The sequence below is a fragment of the Olsenella sp. An188 genome, from assembly GCF_002160255.1.
Lineage (GTDB): Bacteria > Actinomycetota > Coriobacteriia > Coriobacteriales > Atopobiaceae > Thermophilibacter > Thermophilibacter avistercoris.
In genome coordinates this window covers 86,058-104,233 of the sequence record NZ_NFKF01000006.1, presented here as the reverse complement: position 1 = coordinate 104,233, position 18,176 = coordinate 86,058, and the positions used below count along the sequence as shown (strand labels likewise).

Below are 18,176 nucleotides of genomic sequence, written 5' to 3'. Positions count from 1 at the left end.
TCAGTCGGCCTGAGCCGACCCGTTTTCCTGCTTCGCGGGCGTCTCGACGCCTGGCCTTCCGCCCCTGTCGAGGTGACGGAAGTTGGCCCACACGTCAACGAGCCCCGCGATGGTCAATACGACGAACTGTACTTCCAGATAGAGCGCCGCTCCCCCGAGCAGGGCCGATGCCACCGGCCCCACGCGGTGCCGCCCGAGGAACCAGGCGAGAACCGCCAGGCCCTGGATGGCGAACGCGAACCTCAGGCTCATGATCACGTTTGCAGAGACCATGACGGAGACGTCGGCCACCGCTCCGGTGAGGGAGAGCCCGAGCGCCAGGACCGCGGCCGCCGCGACGAGCACGGCCACGACCCACAGCGGCAGGTCGAACTCGGAGACGCGCTGAGGTCGGACGGTCCTCTCGGCCATCCTCGGTGCCGCGAGGCTCACGCCCATACCGGCGAAGAGGAACTCGCCGAGGGCGGTCACGACGTAGGCCATGGGCCAGAACGTCGACATGAGCGAGCGAACCTGCTGCATGACCGCCACCGCCGTGACGCCCGCGCCCGAGAGCTGGGCGTCGTAGGCGTCGAGAACCGCCTCGACGCTCGCGTAGACGCTCGTTCCCTGGGAGGCCGCGACGAACGTGTCGGCCCCGAGGTGCACGAGAGCGAGCGCGGCGACGACCAGGCAGCCAACCCCCGGCGTCACCTTGCCCCTGAGCGTGAGCTCGGCCACGAGAAGCGCGGCGAGGCAGCAGATGACGGTCGTGACCACGACGGCCACGCCTCCGGAGAGGCTGAGGGCGACGGCCGGGACGAGCGACGCCGGCAGGCACAGGAGCTTGCCGCGCAGGCCCGCGGCCTCCGAGGCGGAGACCAGGCCGTAGCCCACGAACACCGGGCCGAGCAGCGAGAGCGTCGAGGACGCCACGGCGCCGCCCAGCACGCAGAAGAACAGGCCCGACGGGAGCGTGAGCGCCTTGCGGCGCCCTCCGCCGGGGCCGAGCGGGACGATGCCCCGCTCTCCCGAGGAGCTCCCGGGCGCTCCTGCGCCGCCCGCCGTCCCCGGAGGGGGCGGGCAGCCGTTGTTGGGCCAGTCGCTCATCGCGCGCTCCTTGCTGGAAGGCGCCTAGCCGCGGTTACGGCCGCCGCGGCTGGAGACCACGGGGACGGTGTACGGGAGAAGCGCCATCTCGCGGGCGCGCTTGATCGCGAGCGCGATGTCGTGCTGGTGCTGCGTGCAGGCGCCAGTGACGCGGCGCGGCTTGATCTTGCCGCGGTCGGTCATGTACTTGCGGAGGAGCTGCACATCCTTGTAGTCGATGTACTCGGTGCCCTCCTTGCAGAACTGGCAGTACTTGCGACGCGGCTGGCGCTGAAAATCCTGCTTCTGCTGAGCCATGTCTTGTTTGCCTTTCTGTTGGCGGCCGCAGAGCCGCCGGGGTGGTTAGAACGGGATGTCCTCGTCGTAGACGTCTGCCGACGGCGGGGCCTGGACGGGCGCTGCGTAGCCCTGCTGCGGCGCGGGCGCCGCGGCGACGGGCATCGGCGCGCCGGCGGCGGGGGCGGCGTAGGACGGGCCCGGCTGGTAGGCGGGCGCGCCGCCTCCCTGCTGGTTCCTCGAGGAGAGGAACTCGACCTCGTCTACGACGACCTCCAGCTTGCTGCGGCGCTGGCCGTCCTTCGTCTCCCACGAGCTGTAACGAAGCTTGCCCTCCACGGCAACCTTCGAGCCCTTGGAGAGGAAGCGGGAGAGCGGCTCGGCGCGGGCGCCGAACACGACGCAGTCGACGAAGTTGGGAACGTCCTCCCACTCGTTGGTCTGCGGGTTGCGCCTGCGGTCGTTCACGGCCACGCCGAAGGAAAGGATCTGCGTGCCGCTGCCCGTCATGCGCAGCTCGGGGTCCCTCGTGAGGTTACCCGAGATGTTCACCCTGTTGATGCTCATGTTCTCACTCCCTCTCACCTGCGGGCCTCGCGGCCCGCGCTTCCATGCCTACTCCTTGTCCGCGCGGCGCACGACCATGTGGCGCTTCACGGCGTCGTTGATGCGCAGAACTCGGTCGAGCTCGGCGATAACGGTGGGGTCTGCGTGGAAGTTGATGAGGGTGTAGTCACCCTCGGTGAGGTCGTCGATCTCAAAGGCGAGCTTGCGCTTGCCCCAGTCCTCGACGCTGTCGACCGTGCCGTCACCAAGGGCAACCTCGATGCGCTTCATCACGGCAGCGCGAGTCTCCTCGTTGCACGTGGGGTCGACAAAGTACAGCAGTTCATAGGCCTTCATGTGGTCACCTCCTCTGGGCTAATGGCTCCGGGAAGTGAAGGTGCGCCCGGAGCAGGAAAGGTTCGGCGAAGCATCATACCACAGAATCTGTGAGCTGCTAAAACCCTCCACGAATCCCTTGTGGCGATGGTACCCAGCGCACCGGACACCAATCTTGCCCGAACCTTCCGGCTCTCTTTCAGGGCAGGTACAAAGCACGAGGTAGCGGCCAGGGGACGCGCGGATGCGCGCCCTCCTGGCCGCCCTGGACTCCATCGGTTCTTCACATGTGGGCCAAAGACTGCGCTAGTTCTTCTCGCCCTCGTCGTCATGGCCGGAGATCGGCCCCTCGTCCGGCTCGGGGACGTCATGGCTGACGACCGGGCCCTCGGGCTCGGCGTCCTCCACGGCGGTAGGCTCCGGCGCAGGCGCGGGCTCAGGCTCGGACGGCGTGACCTCGACCTCCGGGGCGGGCCGCGCGGCGTCCGGCGCCGCGGCGACCGTCACGACCTCGACGACCTCGGCCTGCGTCTCGGGCGCGGGCTCGGCGGCCGGGGAGGGAGCGGTGGCGGCGGGACGCTCGGGCTGCCAGGAAGAGGCGTCGCGCGGGTCCCCCACGAAGGGCGGCAGCGGGTCCTCCTCGCGTCCCCAGGCGTTCACGTCGAACTGGCGCATCCAGAGCCCGATCGCCGTGAAGCCGAGCATGGAGAGGACGATCCCGAAGAAGCAAGAGATCAGGTAGAGCACCACGAGGGCCGGGCCGATCGCGGAGAGGAAGGAGAAGATGATGTTGAGCGCAAAGGCCGCCTGCATGCCGCTCGAGAGGATGGCCTCGTAGCGGGTGACGTAGTCGACCATGTAGATGAGCTGGGGAATGGCGCTGAACAGCACCGAGAAGAGCACCACGAAGGTGATGACGGCCAGGATGGCGCCGCCCACCGCGAGGATGCCGAGGACGCGCGCGAGGCCGCCCACGTCATGCGAGGCCATCTCCCAGACGGTCTTCACGCGAAGGCCCGCCTTGATCTTCTGGTAGATGGTGGCGCGCAGGACGGCGACCATGACCATGAGATTGACGAATATGCCGAAGATCGTCCAGGCGAAGCCGAGGAGCCCGCCGAAGAGGGGCACCGCGCTCAGCACGGCCGCCACGACGGCGTTAACGAGGGACCACACGAGAATGACCACGAAGGCGCGCCATCCGCTCTTGATGCACTCGCCCACGCGGACGCCCTTCTGCTTGGGCGCGGCGTTGACCCCCCACGCCGTGAGGCGCGCCCATTCCTGGACGTAGCCAATGACGCCGAGCCACCCCACGAACGGCACGAGCGCGGCGGCGGTCATGACGAGGACGGGCTTGATCCAGCCGCGGTCGCGCGTGAGCAGGGCCCAGGACCGGGCGAAGTAGCGGTCTCTCCTGAAGCCCTCGAGCTCAGACTCTTCAATCATGATGCTCCCTTCGGAGTGGGTGTTCTGTGGGTAAGCGTACCCTAAGTCGCGGGAACGGAGATTACCGAGACATAAAAAGAGCCGGCCCGCTCGAGGCGGGCCGGCTTGTGCGCACTATGGCGGAGGAGGAGGGATTCGAACCCTCGTACCCCCGAAGGGGTAAACGGTTTTCGAGACCGCCGCATTCAACCACTCTGCCACCCCTCCGAAGGGTGACGTGGCGCCCGCAGGCGCCACGTGAAAGTTCTGGCGGAGAGTCAGGGATTTGAACCCTGGAGACGCTTTAGGCGCCTACACGATTTCCAATCGTGCTCCTTCGGCCACTCGGACAACTCTCCATGTGAACGTGCAGCGGTCAGTATAGCGTAAGTGGGCCGGCGGTGCGAGCATCAATCTGATGGTTTTTCTCGCCCCGGCGGGCGCGGCCGTGCGCAACAATGTACGGGCACCGTGTTTGCCGCCGGCATCCCCTACGCGCAAGGAGTCCGCGTGCCCGAGATCTTCTCCGCATACAGCCCAGAGCTTGCCGCCGTCTCTCTCCCCACGTGGGTCGACCTCGCCTCCGTCGTCGTGGGCTCGGCGGGCGGCGTCGTGGTGGCAAAGCAGCGTCACCTCGACGCGGTGGGCTTTGTGGGCCTGGCTCTTCTCTGCGGCCTGGGAGGCGGCCTCATCCGCGACATCATGATGCAGGTGGGCAGCGTCTACATGCTCGACTCGCCGTTCGCCATCCCCGTGAGCGTGGCCACGGGCATCCTCGCCTTCCTCTTCCCGCGGCCGCTCGAGAGCGCCGGGAGCCTCCTCGAGTGGCTCGACATCATGGCCGTGGCGCTCTTTGCGCTCGTGGGAACCGACAAGGCCGTCGTCTACGGCTTCTACCCGCCCGCGTGCGTGCTCATGGGCATCATGACCGGCGTGGGCGGCGGCATGCTGCGCGACGTCTTCCTTGGCGAGGTGCCGCGAATCTTCCAGAGGTCCAACCTCTACGCGCTCTGCGCGCTCTGCGGATCGGTAGCCTACTACGTCGCCGTGGTCCTCTTCTCAGTCAACAAGCTCTGGGGAGGGGCGCTGTGCGTGGCCCTGACCATCGCCCTCAGGCGCTGGTCGCTTCACTTCGACGTGCGGACGCCGGCGGACGTGGACCTCACGCCGCGCGTGGTGGGCCCCGTCAAGCGCGCCGCGCGCCGCGTGCGCGTCACCCGCTGGCGCGCGGGTCGGCGCCACTCGCGGTAGGACCGCCAAAAAAGCCGGCGAGAAGGACCACAGCCCTTCTCGCCGGCCAAGGATGAGGCGGTTTACCCTGCCCTCACTGTCACGCTACTTCTTCACCTTGCCGTTGCGGACGGCCCACTTGCGACGCTCGGTCTCGGACAGCAGGCGCTTGCGCATGCGGACGCTCTTGGGCGTGACCTCGACCAGCTCGTCGTCCATGATGTACTCGAGGGCCTCCTCGAGGGTGAAGGTGCGCGGCGGCGTGAGCTGCACCGCGATGTCGGCCGTGCTCGAGCGCTGGTTGCCGAGGCTCTTGGTGCGCGCGATGTTGACGACCATGTCGCCGGGCTTGGAGCGCTCGCCCACGAGCATTCCCTCGTAGCACTCGTCGCCGGGGCCCACGAAGAGCTGGCCGCGCTCCTGGAGCGTGCCGAGCGCGTAGGCCACGGCCTTCTCGGTGCTCATGGAGATCATTGCGCCGTTCTGGCGCACGCCGATCTCGCCGGCGTAGGGGCCGTACTCGAGGAACGTGTGGTAGAACACGGCCTCGCCGTGGGTGACGTTCAGGATGCGGTTCTTGAGGCCCATGATGCCGCGTGTGGGGATCTTGAACTCGAGGTGGGTCTGCGTGGTGCCCGCGTCCATCGTGGTCATGGTGCCGCCGGCGTTGCCAAAGACCTCGATGACCTTGCCGGAGTACTCGCCGGGGCACTCCACGACGGCCTGCTCCACGGGCTCGGTCATCGTACCGTTCTCGTCCTTCTTGAACAGGACGCGCGGGCGGCCCACCTGGAACTCGAAGCCCTCGCGGCGCATGGTCTCCATGAGGACGGAGAGGTGCAGGATGCCGCGGCCGGCGACCTCGATGCCGGTCTTGTCGGGGAGCTCCTCGATGCGCATGGTCACGTTGTTCTCGCGCTCCTGCATCAGGCGCTCCTTGAGCTGCCGGCCGCCCACGATGTCGCCCTCGCGGCCCACGAGCGGGGAGGTCGACGGCTCGAAGATGACCGAGAGCGTGGGCGGGTCGATCTCGATCGGCTCGAGCTCGACGGGGTTCTCCGGGTCGGTGTAGACGTCGCCGATGTCGGTGGAGTCGATGCCCACCACGGCGGCGATGTCGCCGGCCTGGGCCTCGGTGCACTCCCGGCGGCCGAGGTAGTCGAAGGTGAAGAGCTGCTTGACCTGGCTCATGGCGCGGCTGCCGTCGTTCTTCACCACGAGGATCTTGTCGCCGTCGTGGATGGTGCCGGAGTAGATGCGGCCGATGCCGATGCGCCCCACGTACTCGGAGTGGTCGATGGTCACGCACTGCATGGCGAGCGGGCCGTCCACGTCCACCTCGGGCGCGGGCAGCTCGTTCACGATCATGTCGAGCATGGGGAACATGTCCTGGTTGTCGTCATCGGGGTCGAGGCGGGCGAAGCCGTTCACGGCGCTCGCGTAGATCACGTGCTCCATGGCAAACTCGAGCTGCTCGTCCGTGGCGCCGAGGTCGGCCATGAGGTCGAGCGAGGTGTTCACGGCGCGCTCGGGGTCGGCGGCCGGCTTGTCGATCTTGTTGACCACGATCATGATGGCCAGACCCGCGTCGATGGCGTGACGCAGGACGAAGCGCGTCTGCGGCATCGGGCCCTCGGCGGCGTCCACCAGGAGCAGCGCGCCGTCGGCCATGCGCAGCACGCGCTCCACCTCGCCGCCAAAGTCGGCGTGGCCCGGGGTGTCGATGACGTTGATCTTCACGCCCTGGTACTCGATGGAGATGTTCTTGGCAAGGATCGTGATGCCGCGCTCGCGCTCCTGGTCGTTGGAGTCGAGCACGCGCTCCTGGACCTGCTGGTTCTCGCGGAAGGCGTCCGTGGCCTTGAGCATCTGGTCCACGAGCGTTGTCTTGCCGTGGTCGACGTGGGCGATGATCGCGATGTTCCTGATGTTCTCCTGGCGCATGTGTCCCTCTCGGTCTCTTGTGGACGCACTATTCGGTAACCGGTTGATTATACCGCGCAGGCGGCACAAGCGGCGAGAAGAACCACAGGTCACGGGTTCTATATGAGCTGACGAATACCGCACACGCCCCCGTCTTGGGCGCTTTTTCGGCGTTTTGGGCCACTTATGCGGTACGCGAGTCCTTCTCGCCGCGCGACCTGCTGTCCGCGACCACGCCGTAGAGCACGGGAACGAGGTAGAGGCCCACGCAGATGGCCACGAGCGGCAGGCCTCCCACGTACTGGGCGAGGTTGCCGAACAGGATGCCCACGATCGTGAAGTCCGCGTCCCCGTAGGTGGTGCCGGCAAAGCCGAGCGCGCCCATCACGGGCATGCACGCGGCCGCGAGGAACGTGATGAGCAGGCCGTGGACGAAGGCACCGGCCACGCAGCCGCGCACGCCTCCCCACGTGTTTCCAAAGACGCCAGCCGTGGCGCCGCAGAAGAAGTGGGGGACGACTCCGGGCAGGATGAGCGCGACGGGGGCGACGTTGGCGTTGATCAGCACGAGCGCGCCGAGCCCCACCACGCCGCCGAGAAACGACATCAGAAAGCCGATCACCACGGCGTTGGGGGCGTACGTGAAGCAGACGGGGCAGTCCAGGCAGGGCACTGCACCGGGCACGAGGCGCTCGGCGATGCCCTTGAAGGCCTCCTGGATCTCGCCGATGATGAGCGAGACGCCGGCGAGGATGATGTAGACGCCGCCCGCAAAGGCCGCCGCACTCGTGAGCGCCCACACGACCCAGTTGGTGGTCGTCTCCGTGCCAACGTTGAGCAGGCCGGACAGGGCCGAGAAGCGCGCCGGGTCCTCCGAGAGCACGCCGCGGCCCACCGCCGCGCCCGTCACCACGACAAAGAGCACCACCATCGTGAGCGTGACCGAGACGGTCGTGTCGCGCAGGAAGACGAGGCGCCGCGGGAAGCGCACGTCCTCCGTGGACCGCCCGCCGCGGAAGAGCTTGCCCACCTGGGCGGAGACCCAGTATCCGAACCCGCCGAAGTGTCCCATCGCCATGCCGTCGCCGCCGGTGATCTTTCTCATCGTGGGCTGCAGCAGCGCGGGGGAGACCACCATGACGAGGCCGAGCAGGCAGCCGCCGGCGAGGTAGAGCGCCCAGCCGTCGAGCCCGCCAACGCTCAGCACCACGGCAAGCATGGCCGCCATGTAGAGGGTGTGCTGGCTCGTGAGGAAGATGTAGTGCAGGTGCGAGAAGCGCGCGGCCACGATGTTGGCGAGCATGCCCAGGCACATGATGATCGCGGTGCTGCTGCCGAACTGCGTGAGCGCGAGCGAGACCACGGCGTCGGAGTTCTGCAGGACGCCCTGCATGTCAAAGGCGTAGTTGAAGAGCTCGCCAAAGGCGTTGAGCGAGCCGGACTGCAGGTAGCTCGACCCCGCCGTGAGCACGAGGAACCCCACGATCGTCCTGACCGTGCCGCGCACCACGTCCTCGACGGGCTTCTTCTGGAGCGCGAGCCCCACGAGCGCGAGCAGTCCCACCAGGATGGAGGGGGTGGAGAGGACGTTGACCACGAAGTCGAGCACAGCCATGGCTCCTCCTAGCGCGCTCTCAGATCAGGGGGTCGGTCTCGCCGGCCGGGGCGGGGTCGGTCCACGTGAAACCTTCGCCGGAGCCCTTGCCGTCCACGAACGAGAAGGCCGAGTAGCCCCGGTAGCCCCGCTCGCCAAACTCGAGCAGCAGGGCGTCGGCGTAGGCGCCGCCCTCGGCGGCGACGGCGCCCTCGTAGGCTATCGCGTAGCGCACGGCGCCCTCGACGGAGGCCACCTGGGCGCGGGCTCCCTCGAGGCAGGCCTCGGGGCCGTCGTCCTCGAACTCGTAGCTCCGCACGTCCCCGTCGGCGCACTGCACGGCGAGAAGAACCCCAAACTCCTCGCCCGCGGCCATGAGGTCGAGCGCGTCTCCCATCAGCGTGCTCGCGAGCTCGTCGGTCTCGGGGGAGACCCCCTCGCGCAGGTCCTTCTCGGCCATGTGGCTCCTTCGTCTTCCGTCCGCGCCGGGCGGCGCGCCCTCATGCTGCGATGATACACCGCCGGCCCAGAGAGGCGGGTCCGGGGCGCGGCGGCAGGGCGGGGTGCGGCCTCCGCGCTCACCCGTGTCCCCATCCGTGCTTAGAGAAACGGAGTTGTGGCAGTCCGGGCTCATCGACCGCTTAGGAATCCGGGGTTGTGACAGTCCGCCTACGCAAGCCATTCAAGAAACCCCAGGTAGCGGCGCCGCTCCCAGGTCCTTCTCGCCAAAAGAGGGGCGAGAAGGACCGTCCGGGCTGCCACAACCCCGAATCCCTAAGCACCTCAGGCGGCCAGATTGCCACAACGCCGTTTTCCTAAGCACGGAGGGGGCGCCGGGCCGGGCCACAAAAAAGCCGGGGCCCGCGGGCCCCGGCGTACGAGACGGGTGGAGACGATGGGGTTCGAACCCACGGCCTCAGGCTTGCAAAGCCCGCGCTCTCCCAGCTGAGCTACGTCCCCTCTGGGCCGGCACGCGCGCGTGGCGCGCCGGAAAAGAATAATCGCCCCAGCGGCGACTCGGCTAACGCTGGGGCGACTATTGTCAGGAAAGTGGTGGGCCTGACAAGGTTCGAACTTGTGACCTCCCGGTTATCAGCCGGACGCTCTGACCAACTGAGCTACAGGCCCAACGCAAGGAGATATATTACACAGCCCCCGCGTCTTGGTCAACGACTTTTTCGATTTCTTTCCGATTGACTTCCGACGCGTTGCTTGCACCACCCGATTGGGTAGGATATGCCAACAGAGAAGAGAGGACAGAGCGTGCCCCTGAGGAAGATGGACATACAGAGCGTCGTGGTCGGCGGTGGCCCGGTTGCCTCGCTCGTGGTGCTGAGGACCCATGACAACCGCGACGCGGCCGCGCTGCAGCTGCCCATCCGGATCGGCTCGGTCGAGGCCACGGCCATCTCCATGGGCGTGACGCCGCGCCCCGGCAGCCGCCCGATGACCCACGACCTGCTCTCCTCCACGATCTCCGCGCTCGGCGGGCGCTGCCTGAGCGTGCGCATCATGGCCGTGCAGGGCACCACGTTCTTCGCGCAGGTCGAGCTGATGACCGCCGCCGGCGAGCGCACCTACGTCGACGCACGCCCCTCCGACGCGCTCGCCCTCGCGGTCCGCGAGGGGGTCGCCGTTTACGCGGACGAGTCCGTGCTCGAGACCGCCGCGCTGCCGGACTTCCGCGGCGTCGAGCGCGACGAGCGCGCCCACGAGCTCGAGGAGTTCCACGAGTTCGTGGAGAACCTCTCCCCGGAGGACTTCAACGTCACGCACGGCGAGAAGGACGGCGAGTAGGCCCCGTCCAGCGCGCTCACGCCAAACCCAGGATAAGAAAGAGGCCCCGCAGGCTCGTCCGCCTGCGGGGCCGTCTCTTGGACGCTACTCCTCGTCGTCGAGGAGGTCGTCGGAGAGTTCCTCGTCGCCTCCGATGTCGACGCTCTCGGGCTCGTCGGCGTCCTTGGCGCCGGCGGCCGCCAGGTCGAGCATGCCCTGGCTCTCGTCGTGCTTGGGAGCCTTCTTCTTGCGCGCGACCATGCGCGCCACGGCGCTCACGTGGTCGCCGTCGACCATGTTCATCACCTTGACGCCCTGCGTGGAGCGGCCGAGGCGGCTCACGTCGCCGGACTTGACGCGGATGACCACGCCCTCGCTCGAGACGATCATGAGCTCGTGCTGCGGGCCCACCACGCGGCAGGCCACGAGGTTGCCCTTCTTGGCCGTCATCGCGATGGTGTAGACGCCCTGGCCGCCGCGACGGTGCTCGGGGTACTCGGCGACCGGCGTGCGCTTGCCGTAGCCGTTCTCGGTGATGACGAACAGGTCGCCGTTGCCGTTGGAGATCTCCATGCCGAGCATGCGCGCGTCACCCTTGAGCGTGATGCCGCGGACGCCGGACGTGTTGCGGCCCATCGCGCGGACCTCGGACTCGTCGAACAGGATGGCCTTGCCGTCCGTGGAGACGAGGATGACCTTGTCGCCGGGGCGCACGCGGCGCACGTTGACGAGCTCGTCGCCGGCGCGCAGGTTGATGGCGATGATGCCGTCGCGGCGGCTCTTGTCATACTCGCTCATGGCGGTCTTCTTGACCATGCCGCCGGACGTGGCGAACATGAGGTACTCGTCCGCCGGGAACTCGCGGCACGTGATCACGGCCGTGGGGTGCTCGCCCTCGGCGAGCGCGAGCACGTTGACGATGGCCGAGCCGCGCGCCTGGCGGCTGCCGATGGGCAGCTCGTGAACCTTGAGGCGGTAGACCTTGCCGAGGTTGGTGAAGAACAGCACGTAGTCGTGCGTGCTCGCCACGAAGAGGTCCTCGACGAAGTCGTTGTCCTTGAGGGAGAGGCCCTGGACGCCCTTGCCGCCGCGCTTCTGGGAGCGGTAGGTGGCCACGGGGATGCGCTTGATGTAGCCGGTGTGCGTGATCGTGACGACCATGTCCTCGTCGGCGATGAGGTCCTCGACGTCGAGGTTCTTGACGGCGCCCGCGATCTCGGTGCGGCGCTTGTCGCCGTACTTGGCGGCGATCTCGCGCATCTCCTCCTTGATCACCGCGAGGATCTTCTCCTCGTGGGCGAGAAGGTCCTCGTAGTAGGCGATCGCGCGGCGCAGGCCCGCCAGCTCCTCCTCGATCTTGTCGCGCTCGAGGCCGGTGAGGCGGCGCAGGCGCATCTCGAGGATGGCCTGGGTCTGCTCGGGCGTGAAGCCGAAGCGCTCGATGAGGCGCTGGGACGCCTCGGTGTCGGTCTGCGAGGAGCGGATGATGGAGATAACCTCGTCGATGTGGTCGAGGGCCATGAGGTAGCCCTCGAGGATGTGCGCGCGGGCCTGGGCCTTCTTGAGGTCGTAGCGCGTGCGGCGGGTGACCACGTCGACCTGGTGGTCGACGTAGTGGCGCAGGATCTCGCGCAGCGAGAGGCACCTGGGCACGCCGTCCACCAGGGCGAGGTTGTTCACGCCGAAGGTGGTCTGCAGCGAGGTGAACTTGTAGAGGTTGTTGAGGACGACCTCGGGCACCACGCCCTTCTTGAGCTCGATGACGAGGCGGATGCCCTTGCTCGTGGACTCGTCGCGCATGTCCGAGATGCCCTCGATGCGCTTCTCGTTGACGAGCTGGGCGATCTTCTCCTGGAGGGTGCCCTTGCTCACCTGGTAGGGGATCTCGGTGAAGACGAGGCGGCTGCGGCCGGTCTTGGTGGACTCCACGTGGGCCTTGGCGCGGATGGTGATCGAGCCGCGGCCGGTCTCGTAGGCCTGGCGGATGCCGTCGGAGCCCATGATGATGGCGCCGGTGGGGAAGTCGGGGCCGGGCATGACCTGCATGAGCTCGTCGACGGTGATCTCGGGGTTGTCGATGAAGGCGCAGGTGGCCTCGACGGTCTCGGCGAGGTTGTGCGGCGGGATGTTGGTCGCCATGCCAACGGCGATGCCCGAGGAGCCGTTCACCAGCAGGTTGGGGAAACGCGCCGGCAGCACGCGCGGCTCGGCGAGCGACTCGTCGTAGTTGGGGCCCCAGTCGACGGTGTCCTTCTGGAGATCGCGCAGGAGCTCCATGGCGGGCTTGGCGAGGCGGCTCTCGGTGTATCGCATGGCCGCGGCGCCGTCGCCGTCGATGTTGCCGAAGTTGCCGTGACCGTCGATGAGCGGCGTGCGCATGGAGAACCACTGGGCGAGACGAACCATGGTGTCGTAGACGGCGGAGTCTCCGTGCGGGTGGTACTTGCCGATGACCTCGCCGACCGTCCACGCACTCTTCTTGTGGGGCCGGTTGGGGAAGATGCCGGACTCGTTCATGGCGTAGAGGATGCGGCGGTGGACCGGCTTGAGGCCGTCGCGCACGTCGGGAAGGGCGCGGGCCGTGATGACCGACATCGAGTACTCGATGAAGCTCTGCTTCATCTCGTGACCGAACTCGCTCATCTGGAGGGAGCCGCCGTTGATGTCGGTCTCGCCGGTGTCCTCGCCGCGCGAGTTGGCGCCAAAGCTCTCCTCGAGCTCCTCGTCGTCGACGTCGTCCTCGTCGTCGGAGTCCCCCTCGACGTAGACGTCCGCCCCGTCCTCGCCCTGCTCGGCGCGGGCGAGCAGGCGCCTCAGGTCCTCGGGCATCTCCGCGCCGGTGCCGGTGGTGCTGTTCTGATCTTCTGCCACGTGTGGCCTTTCTTCTGGTGACGCGAGGGGGCGCTCCCCCTCGCATCATGCCCTCGGCGATGCGAGGGGACCGTCCCCTCGCATCACCCTCTCGGTCTGTTTTAAGCGTCGAGGAAGCGGGCGTCGTGCGCGTGCTTCTCGATGTAGTCGCGGCGGTACTCTACCTGGTTGCCCATCAGCTCGCGGACGGCACGGTCGGCCGTCATGGCGTCCTCGATGGTCACGCGCTGCAGGATGCGCGTCTTGGGGTCCATCGTGGTCGACGCCAGCTGCTTGGGGTCCATCTCGCCGAGGCCCTTGTAGCGCTGGACGGTGTAGCCGCGCCTCTTGCGCCCGGAGCCCTTGATGGCCGCCTGGGACTTGTCCGCGTCGTCCTCCTCGTCGGGGTTGAGGCCAAGGCTGCGGATCGTCTGGCGCAGCAGCTCGTCCTCGGGCGTCTTGCCGTCGGGGTAGACGTAGTGGATCTTGTTGCGCACCTTCACGCCAAAGATCGGCGGCGTGGCGATGTAGACGTAGCCGGCGTCGATGAGCGGGCGCATGTACTTGTAGAAGAAGGTGAGCAGCAGGATGCGGATGTGGGCGCCGTCGACGTCGGCGTCGGTCATGATGATGATCTTGTGGTAGCGCGCCTTCGTGATGTCGAAGTCCCCGCCGTCGCCGGTGCCCGTGGTCACGCCGGTGCCGATGGCGGTGATGAGCGACTGGATGGTGTCGCTCGAGAACGCGCGGTGGTCGCCCACGCGCTCGACGTTCAGGATCTTGCCGCGCAGCGGAAGGATCGCCTGGATGTCACGCCTGCGGCCGTCCTTGGCCGAGCCGCCTGCGGAGTCGCCCTCCACGATGAAAAGCTCGGTCATCTCGGCGTCGCGCACGGAGCAGTCGGCGAGCTTTCCGGGCAGCGCCGCGCTCTCGAGCAGGCTCTTGCGGCGCGTGGCCTGGCGCGCCTTCTGGGCGGCGAGGCGGCCCTTGGCGGCCTGGGAGGCCTTCTTCAGGATCTCCTTCGCCTGGTTGGGGTGCTCCTCGAGGTAGTCGGTCATGCCCTGGGTGACCACGCGGTTCACGAGCGTGCGCATGTAGGAGCTGCCGAGCTTGGCCTTGGTCTGACCCTCGAACTGCGGGTCGGGGAGCTTGACCGAGATGACCGCAGTGAGGCCCTCGCGGATGTCGCCGCCCTCGAGGTTGGAGTCCTTCTCCTTGATGATGTTCTGCTTGCGGCCGTAGTCGTTTACCACCTTGGTGAGGGCCGTGCGGAAGCCCTCGAGGTGCATGCCGCCCTCCTCGGTGTAGATGTCGTTGGCAAAGGAGAGGGTGCGCTCGGAGTAGCCGGTGTTCCACTGCAGGGCCACCTCGACCTCGCCCATCTGGCTCTCGGGGGCGTCGGCCGCGGAGCGGCCCTCGATGTAGATCGGGCGGGAGAGCCCGGGCAGGATGTCCTTCTCGTCGTTCAGGAACTTGACGAAGTCGATGATGCCGCCGGCGTAGCAGAACTCCTCGGTGCGCGGCGTGAGCTCGCGCTCGTCGACCAGCACGATCTTGAGGTTCTTGTTGAGAAACGCCGTCTCCTGCAGGTGGTCGTGGAGCGTGTCCCAGCTGTAGGTGGTGGTCTCGAAGATCTGGTCGTCCGGCCAGAAGGTGATGGAGGTGCCCGTAGCCTTGGAGGTGCCGACCTCGCGCATCTTCTGCACCGTCTTGCCGCGCTCGAAGACCATCTCGTAGATCTTGCCGTCGCGCTTCACCTGGGCGACGAGCCTCTTGGAGAGGGCGTTGACGACCGAGACGCCCACGCCGTGCAGGCCGCCGGAGACCTTGTAGGCGTTGTTGTCGAACTTGCCGCCAGCGTGCAGGATGGTGAGGACGACCTCGAGGGTCGGGATCTTCTTGACCGGGTGCTTCTCCACCGGAATGCCGCGGCCGTTGTCGTCCACGGTGATGGAGTTGTCCGGGTGGACGGTCACCTTGATCTTGGTGCAGAAGCCCGCCATGGCCTCGTCCACGGAGTTGTCCACGATCTCCCACACCAGGTGGTGCAGGCCGGTCTCGGACGTCGTGCCGATGTACATGCCGGGGCGCTTACGGACGGCCTCGAGGCCCTCCAGAATCTTGATCTCCCCGGCTCCGTACTCGTTCTCGCTCTTCTTTGCCACGCGCACATCCTTCCCAGACGGGCCGCGCCGCGGCCCTGCGCTCGTTGTTGGCGTTTTTTCTCTCGGCCCCGTTCAAAATAGAGCCAGATGGAACAAATATAGCGCTTGTGAGGCAATGAGAGGCCTTCTGAGGCCACCTTCACGATTTTAGCTGTTCCGGCGCTTCTCAGCCCGCATGGACACTCTCACGGCCCGAGAGACGCTTTGCCTGAGGGCCTCGGACACGCCGGCGAGAAGCTCCTCGGCCCGGCGCTCCTCCTCCGCGCTCAGCTCGGGGAGCGGCGGCTCGGCGGCCGGGGCCTTCCTGCGCGGCTCCCCGTCGCGCTCCGCGCGCGGCCGCTTCGACTGGCGGAAGCGCACCTCGCGGAAGCGCAGGCCCGCCTGCTCGAGGCGGGCGAGGTAGATCTCGCGGTTGGCCATGAAGTCGACCTCGCAGGACTTCGTGTCGACGTAGACCACGAGCACCGGCAGCGCGCCGGCGCGGCGGGGCTGCTCCACGAAGGTGCCGACCGTGTGCGCGCGCTCGTGGTCGCCGTTGACCGAGTACCACGCGCGCGTGACGTTCCACGTGGAGCGCACGCGTCCCTGCGCATCGGCGGAGGAGAGGAGCGCGTCGAAGGCGTCTGCAACCGGCGTCGGCGCGGCCTCGCGGCGCAGCGCCTCGGCCTCGAGCTCGCTTCTCGCGCGCACGTCACGACCGCTCGCCAAAGCGCACCACCTCCGCCGCCTCGAGGAGCTCGGGCGAGAAGTACCCGAGGTTGGTCGTCGTCACCACGGTCTGGATCCCGCCGCGGACGAAGTCCATGACCGCGGAGCGCCGGCTCTCGTCGAGCTCGCTCATCACGTCGTCGAGCAAGAGCAGCGGTCGGGAGCCAACGATCTCGCCCGCGAGCTCGACCTCGGCCATCTTGAGGGCGAGCGCCACCGTGCGCTGCTGCCCCTGTGACCCGAAGGCGCGGGCGTCGTGCCCCTCGATGACAAACGAGACGTCGTCGCGGTGCGGCCCGGCGCAGGTCTGCCTCCGGCGCAGGTCCTCGTCTCGGCCCGCGCGCAGGCGCTCGAGGAAGGCGTCGCGAAGCTCGTCGCGGCACGCACCCTCGAGGCCCTCGCCGAGCGTGCACACGTACGAGCAGCTCAGGAGCTCGCCCCCGGAGACGGCCTCGTAGACGGCGCTCACCTTCTCGGCCAGGCGCGAGAAGAGCCTGAGGCGCGCGGCGAGCAGCGTGGCGCCGCCGAGCGCGACCGAGGCGTCCCACGCGTCGAGCAGCCCCGCATCCGGCCACTCGTCCTTGAGCAGGCGGTTTCTCTGCTCCACGGAGCGCAGGTACGCGGAGAGGACGTTGGCGTAGCCCCGGTTGGCCTGGCGGCCGAAGTCGTCGAGCTCGTCGCGCCTGCCCGAGGCGCCGCGCTTGACGAGCGCGAGGTCGTCGGGCGAGAAGAGCACGCTCATGAGCGCCTCGGGCATCTCCGCCGCCTGGACGCGCTTGCCGTTGCGGAAGAACTGGCGCCGTCCCGCCACCACGTCGAGCCGCGCGTCTATCACGCGGCCGTCGCCCGTGAGCCGCGCGGCGGCGCGCGCCGACGCGGCCCCGTCGCGGACGAGCTGCGACGGGGTGGGCCGCCTGAACGACTGGCCGGCCGTGAGCAGCTGCAGCGCCTCGACGGTGTTGGTCTTGCCGGCCGCGTTGGGCCCCACGAAGACCGTCACCGCGTCGGCCAGCCGCACGGAGAGACGCCCGAAGCTGCGGAAGTCCGCCAGCTCGAGCTCTGTGACGCGAAGCCCCACGCCCCGACCCCTGGTCCTTCTCGCCGCGCCACGCGCCTAGAGGCGCACCGGCATGAGCAGGTAGAGGTAGTTGACCTTGCCGTTCACCTTGAAGATGCCCGGCTGGACCGAGCCCTGGAGCTCGAGGCGCATGGAGGGGCTGCCCGAGACCGCGTTCACGCAGTCGAAGACGTAGTGGTAGTTGAGCGCGATCGAGAGGCCCTGGCCCTCGACATCGCAGCTGATGGTCTCGCTGGACTCGCCCTGCTCCGGCGAGCTCGCGGAGAGGCGCATGAGGCCACCGTCGGCGTCGATGTCAAAGCGCACCGACGCGTTCTGCTGCGCGATGACCGAGACGCGCTTGAGCGCGGCCGAGAAGGCCGCCACGTCGATCTCGACCGCCGTGGCGCAGGTGGGCGGGAGGAGCTGCTTGTAGTCGGGGAAGTTGCCCTCGATGCGGCGGGACACGAAGGTCGTGTTGCCGAAGGTGAAGACCACCTGGCTCTCCGTCGTTCCGATGGAGATCTCGTCGGTCATCGACGGCATGGAGAGGACGTCGTGGAAGACCGCGCCGGGGACGATGGCACGGAAGGCCTCGCCGGGCGCCGCCTCGACGGAGGAGTCGCACACCGCGAGGCGGAAGGAGTCCGTCGCGACGAGGCGGATGGTGTTGTCCTCCACGGTGAGCAGGATGCCCTGCAGGATGGGGCGGCTCGTCTCGCGCGAGGTCACGCGGTAGACCTTGTCGACCATGCGGGAGAGCAGCTCGCTCGGCAGCTCGATCGTGCGCTCGGGGGCAAGCTCGGGGAAGCCGGACCAGTCGGCGGGGTTGAGCGTGTTCAGGCGGAAGGTCGACTTCTCGCAGGAGATCGTGAGCGTGCGACCGCTGCCCTCGAAGGTCACCGCGGCATCGGAGAGGGTCTTGACGATGCTCGTGAGCACCTTGCCCGAGACCACCGTCTCGCCCGGCTCCTCTACGTTCGCCGGGATGAGGTGGCGGATGGAGATCGTCAGGTTGTTGGTCTGGAACTCGAGCGTGCCCTCGGCGGCGCGCACGTAGATTCCCGAGAGGATGGGCAGGGTCGAGTTTGCGCCCATGCCCTTGGAGACCACGGAGAGTGCCTTCATGAGCGAGGACTGGCTGACGGTGAACTTCACGGCTGACCCTTTCTCTTATATCTATATATCCATTAAAGAA

15 protein-coding genes and 4 tRNA genes are annotated in these 18,176 nt (G+C 67.8%); 2 read left to right on the top strand and 17 right to left on the bottom strand.

What is annotated here, in order from left to right:
* The 7 genes from B5F23_RS07590 to B5F23_RS07560 form a co-directional block, all read right to left on the bottom strand.
* Window positions 1–1,089 carry a DUF2232 domain-containing protein gene (locus B5F23_RS07590; RefSeq protein ID WP_087353326.1) on the bottom strand — a complete coding sequence of 363 codons (1,089 nt, stop codon included), beginning with the start codon at window positions 1,087–1,089 and terminating at the stop codon, window positions 1–3.
* Window positions 1,090–1,113: 24 nt separating this feature from the next.
* Entirely contained in the window at window positions 1,114–1,386 is a 273-nt protein-coding gene (rpsR, locus tag B5F23_RS07585) for a 30S ribosomal protein S18 (protein ID WP_075577340.1), read from the bottom strand.
* Between the two features lie 45 nt (window positions 1,387–1,431).
* A complete protein-coding gene (locus tag B5F23_RS07580) occupies window positions 1,432–1,932 on the bottom strand; it encodes a single-stranded DNA-binding protein (RefSeq protein ID WP_087353324.1) in 501 nt (166 codons plus the stop codon).
* 48 nt (window positions 1,933–1,980) lie between these two features.
* Window positions 1,981–2,268, bottom strand: coding sequence for a 30S ribosomal protein S6 (rpsF, locus tag B5F23_RS07575; RefSeq protein ID WP_087353322.1), 288 nt, complete (start codon window positions 2,266–2,268; stop codon window positions 1,981–1,983).
* Window positions 2,269–2,553: 285 nt separating this feature from the next.
* Entirely contained in the window at window positions 2,554–3,696 is a 1,143-nt protein-coding gene (locus B5F23_RS07570) for a DUF4013 domain-containing protein (protein WP_087353320.1), read from the bottom strand.
* Between the two features lie 117 nt (window positions 3,697–3,813).
* Window positions 3,814–3,903 (bottom strand) — tRNA-Ser (locus tag B5F23_RS07565).
* A 40-nt stretch (window positions 3,904–3,943) separates the two neighbouring features.
* Window positions 3,944–4,034 (bottom strand) — tRNA-Ser (locus B5F23_RS07560).
* 151 nt (window positions 4,035–4,185) lie between these two features.
* Here B5F23_RS07560 and B5F23_RS07555 point away from each other — a divergent pair.
* The gene (locus B5F23_RS07555; RefSeq protein ID WP_087353318.1) at window positions 4,186–4,926 is read left to right on the top strand and encodes a trimeric intracellular cation channel family protein; all 741 of its coding nucleotides are present in this window, start codon (window positions 4,186–4,188) and stop codon (window positions 4,924–4,926) included.
* Between the two features lie 84 nt (window positions 4,927–5,010).
* On the opposite strand, the gene typA is transcribed toward B5F23_RS07555, so the two are convergent.
* The 5 genes from typA to B5F23_RS07530 all read right to left on the bottom strand — a co-directional run bounded on the left by typA (window position 5,011) and on the right by B5F23_RS07530 (window position 9,550).
* Complete coding sequence (gene typA, locus B5F23_RS07550) at window positions 5,011–6,849, bottom strand: translational GTPase TypA (RefSeq protein WP_087353316.1); 1,839 nt, start codon at window positions 6,847–6,849, stop codon at window positions 5,011–5,013.
* Window positions 6,850–7,012: 163 nt separating this feature from the next.
* Window positions 7,013–8,443: a PTS ascorbate transporter subunit IIC gene (locus tag B5F23_RS07545; RefSeq protein ID WP_087353314.1), complete on the bottom strand. Its 1,431-nt coding sequence runs from the start codon at window positions 8,441–8,443 to the stop codon at window positions 7,013–7,015.
* Window positions 8,444–8,462: 19 nt separating this feature from the next.
* Window positions 8,463–8,882 carry a hypothetical protein gene (locus B5F23_RS07540; RefSeq protein ID WP_087353312.1) on the bottom strand — a complete coding sequence of 140 codons (420 nt, stop codon included), beginning with the start codon at window positions 8,880–8,882 and terminating at the stop codon, window positions 8,463–8,465.
* A gap of 427 nt (window positions 8,883–9,309) precedes the next feature.
* Window positions 9,310–9,382: transfer RNA gene (locus B5F23_RS07535), tRNA-Ala, on the bottom strand.
* Window positions 9,383–9,473: 91 nt separating this feature from the next.
* Window positions 9,474–9,550 (bottom strand) — tRNA-Ile (locus B5F23_RS07530).
* 135 nt (window positions 9,551–9,685) lie between these two features.
* Here B5F23_RS07530 and B5F23_RS07525 point away from each other — a divergent pair.
* The gene (locus B5F23_RS07525) at window positions 9,686–10,219 is read left to right on the top strand and encodes a bifunctional nuclease family protein (RefSeq protein ID WP_241145833.1); all 534 of its coding nucleotides are present in this window, start codon (window positions 9,686–9,688) and stop codon (window positions 10,217–10,219) included.
* 84 nt (window positions 10,220–10,303) lie between these two features.
* Here the strand turns inward: B5F23_RS07525 and gyrA are convergent, their stop codons facing one another.
* The 5 genes from gyrA to dnaN all read right to left on the bottom strand — a co-directional run bounded on the left by gyrA (window position 10,304) and on the right by dnaN (window position 18,136).
* A complete protein-coding gene (gene gyrA / locus B5F23_RS07520) occupies window positions 10,304–13,027 on the bottom strand; it encodes a DNA gyrase subunit A (protein ID WP_087353440.1) in 2,724 nt (907 codons plus the stop codon).
* A 143-nt stretch (window positions 13,028–13,170) separates the two neighbouring features.
* Window positions 13,171–15,213, bottom strand: a complete 2,043-nt coding sequence (gyrB, locus tag B5F23_RS07515) for a DNA topoisomerase (ATP-hydrolyzing) subunit B (RefSeq protein WP_087353308.1) — start codon at window positions 15,211–15,213, stop codon at window positions 13,171–13,173.
* A gap of 147 nt (window positions 15,214–15,360) precedes the next feature.
* Window positions 15,361–15,921, bottom strand: a complete 561-nt coding sequence (locus tag B5F23_RS07510) for a hypothetical protein (RefSeq protein WP_087353306.1) — start codon at window positions 15,919–15,921, stop codon at window positions 15,361–15,363.
* Window positions 15,905–16,999: a DNA replication/repair protein RecF gene (recF, locus tag B5F23_RS07505; protein ID WP_087353304.1), complete on the bottom strand. Its 1,095-nt coding sequence runs from the start codon at window positions 16,997–16,999 to the stop codon at window positions 15,905–15,907. The genes B5F23_RS07510 and recF overlap by 17 nt, the downstream gene beginning before the upstream one ends.
* 36 nt (window positions 17,000–17,035) lie before the next feature.
* Entirely contained in the window at window positions 17,036–18,136 is a 1,101-nt protein-coding gene (gene dnaN, locus B5F23_RS07500) for a DNA polymerase III subunit beta (RefSeq protein ID WP_087353303.1), read from the bottom strand.
* Window positions 18,137–18,176 lie beyond the last annotated feature (40 nt).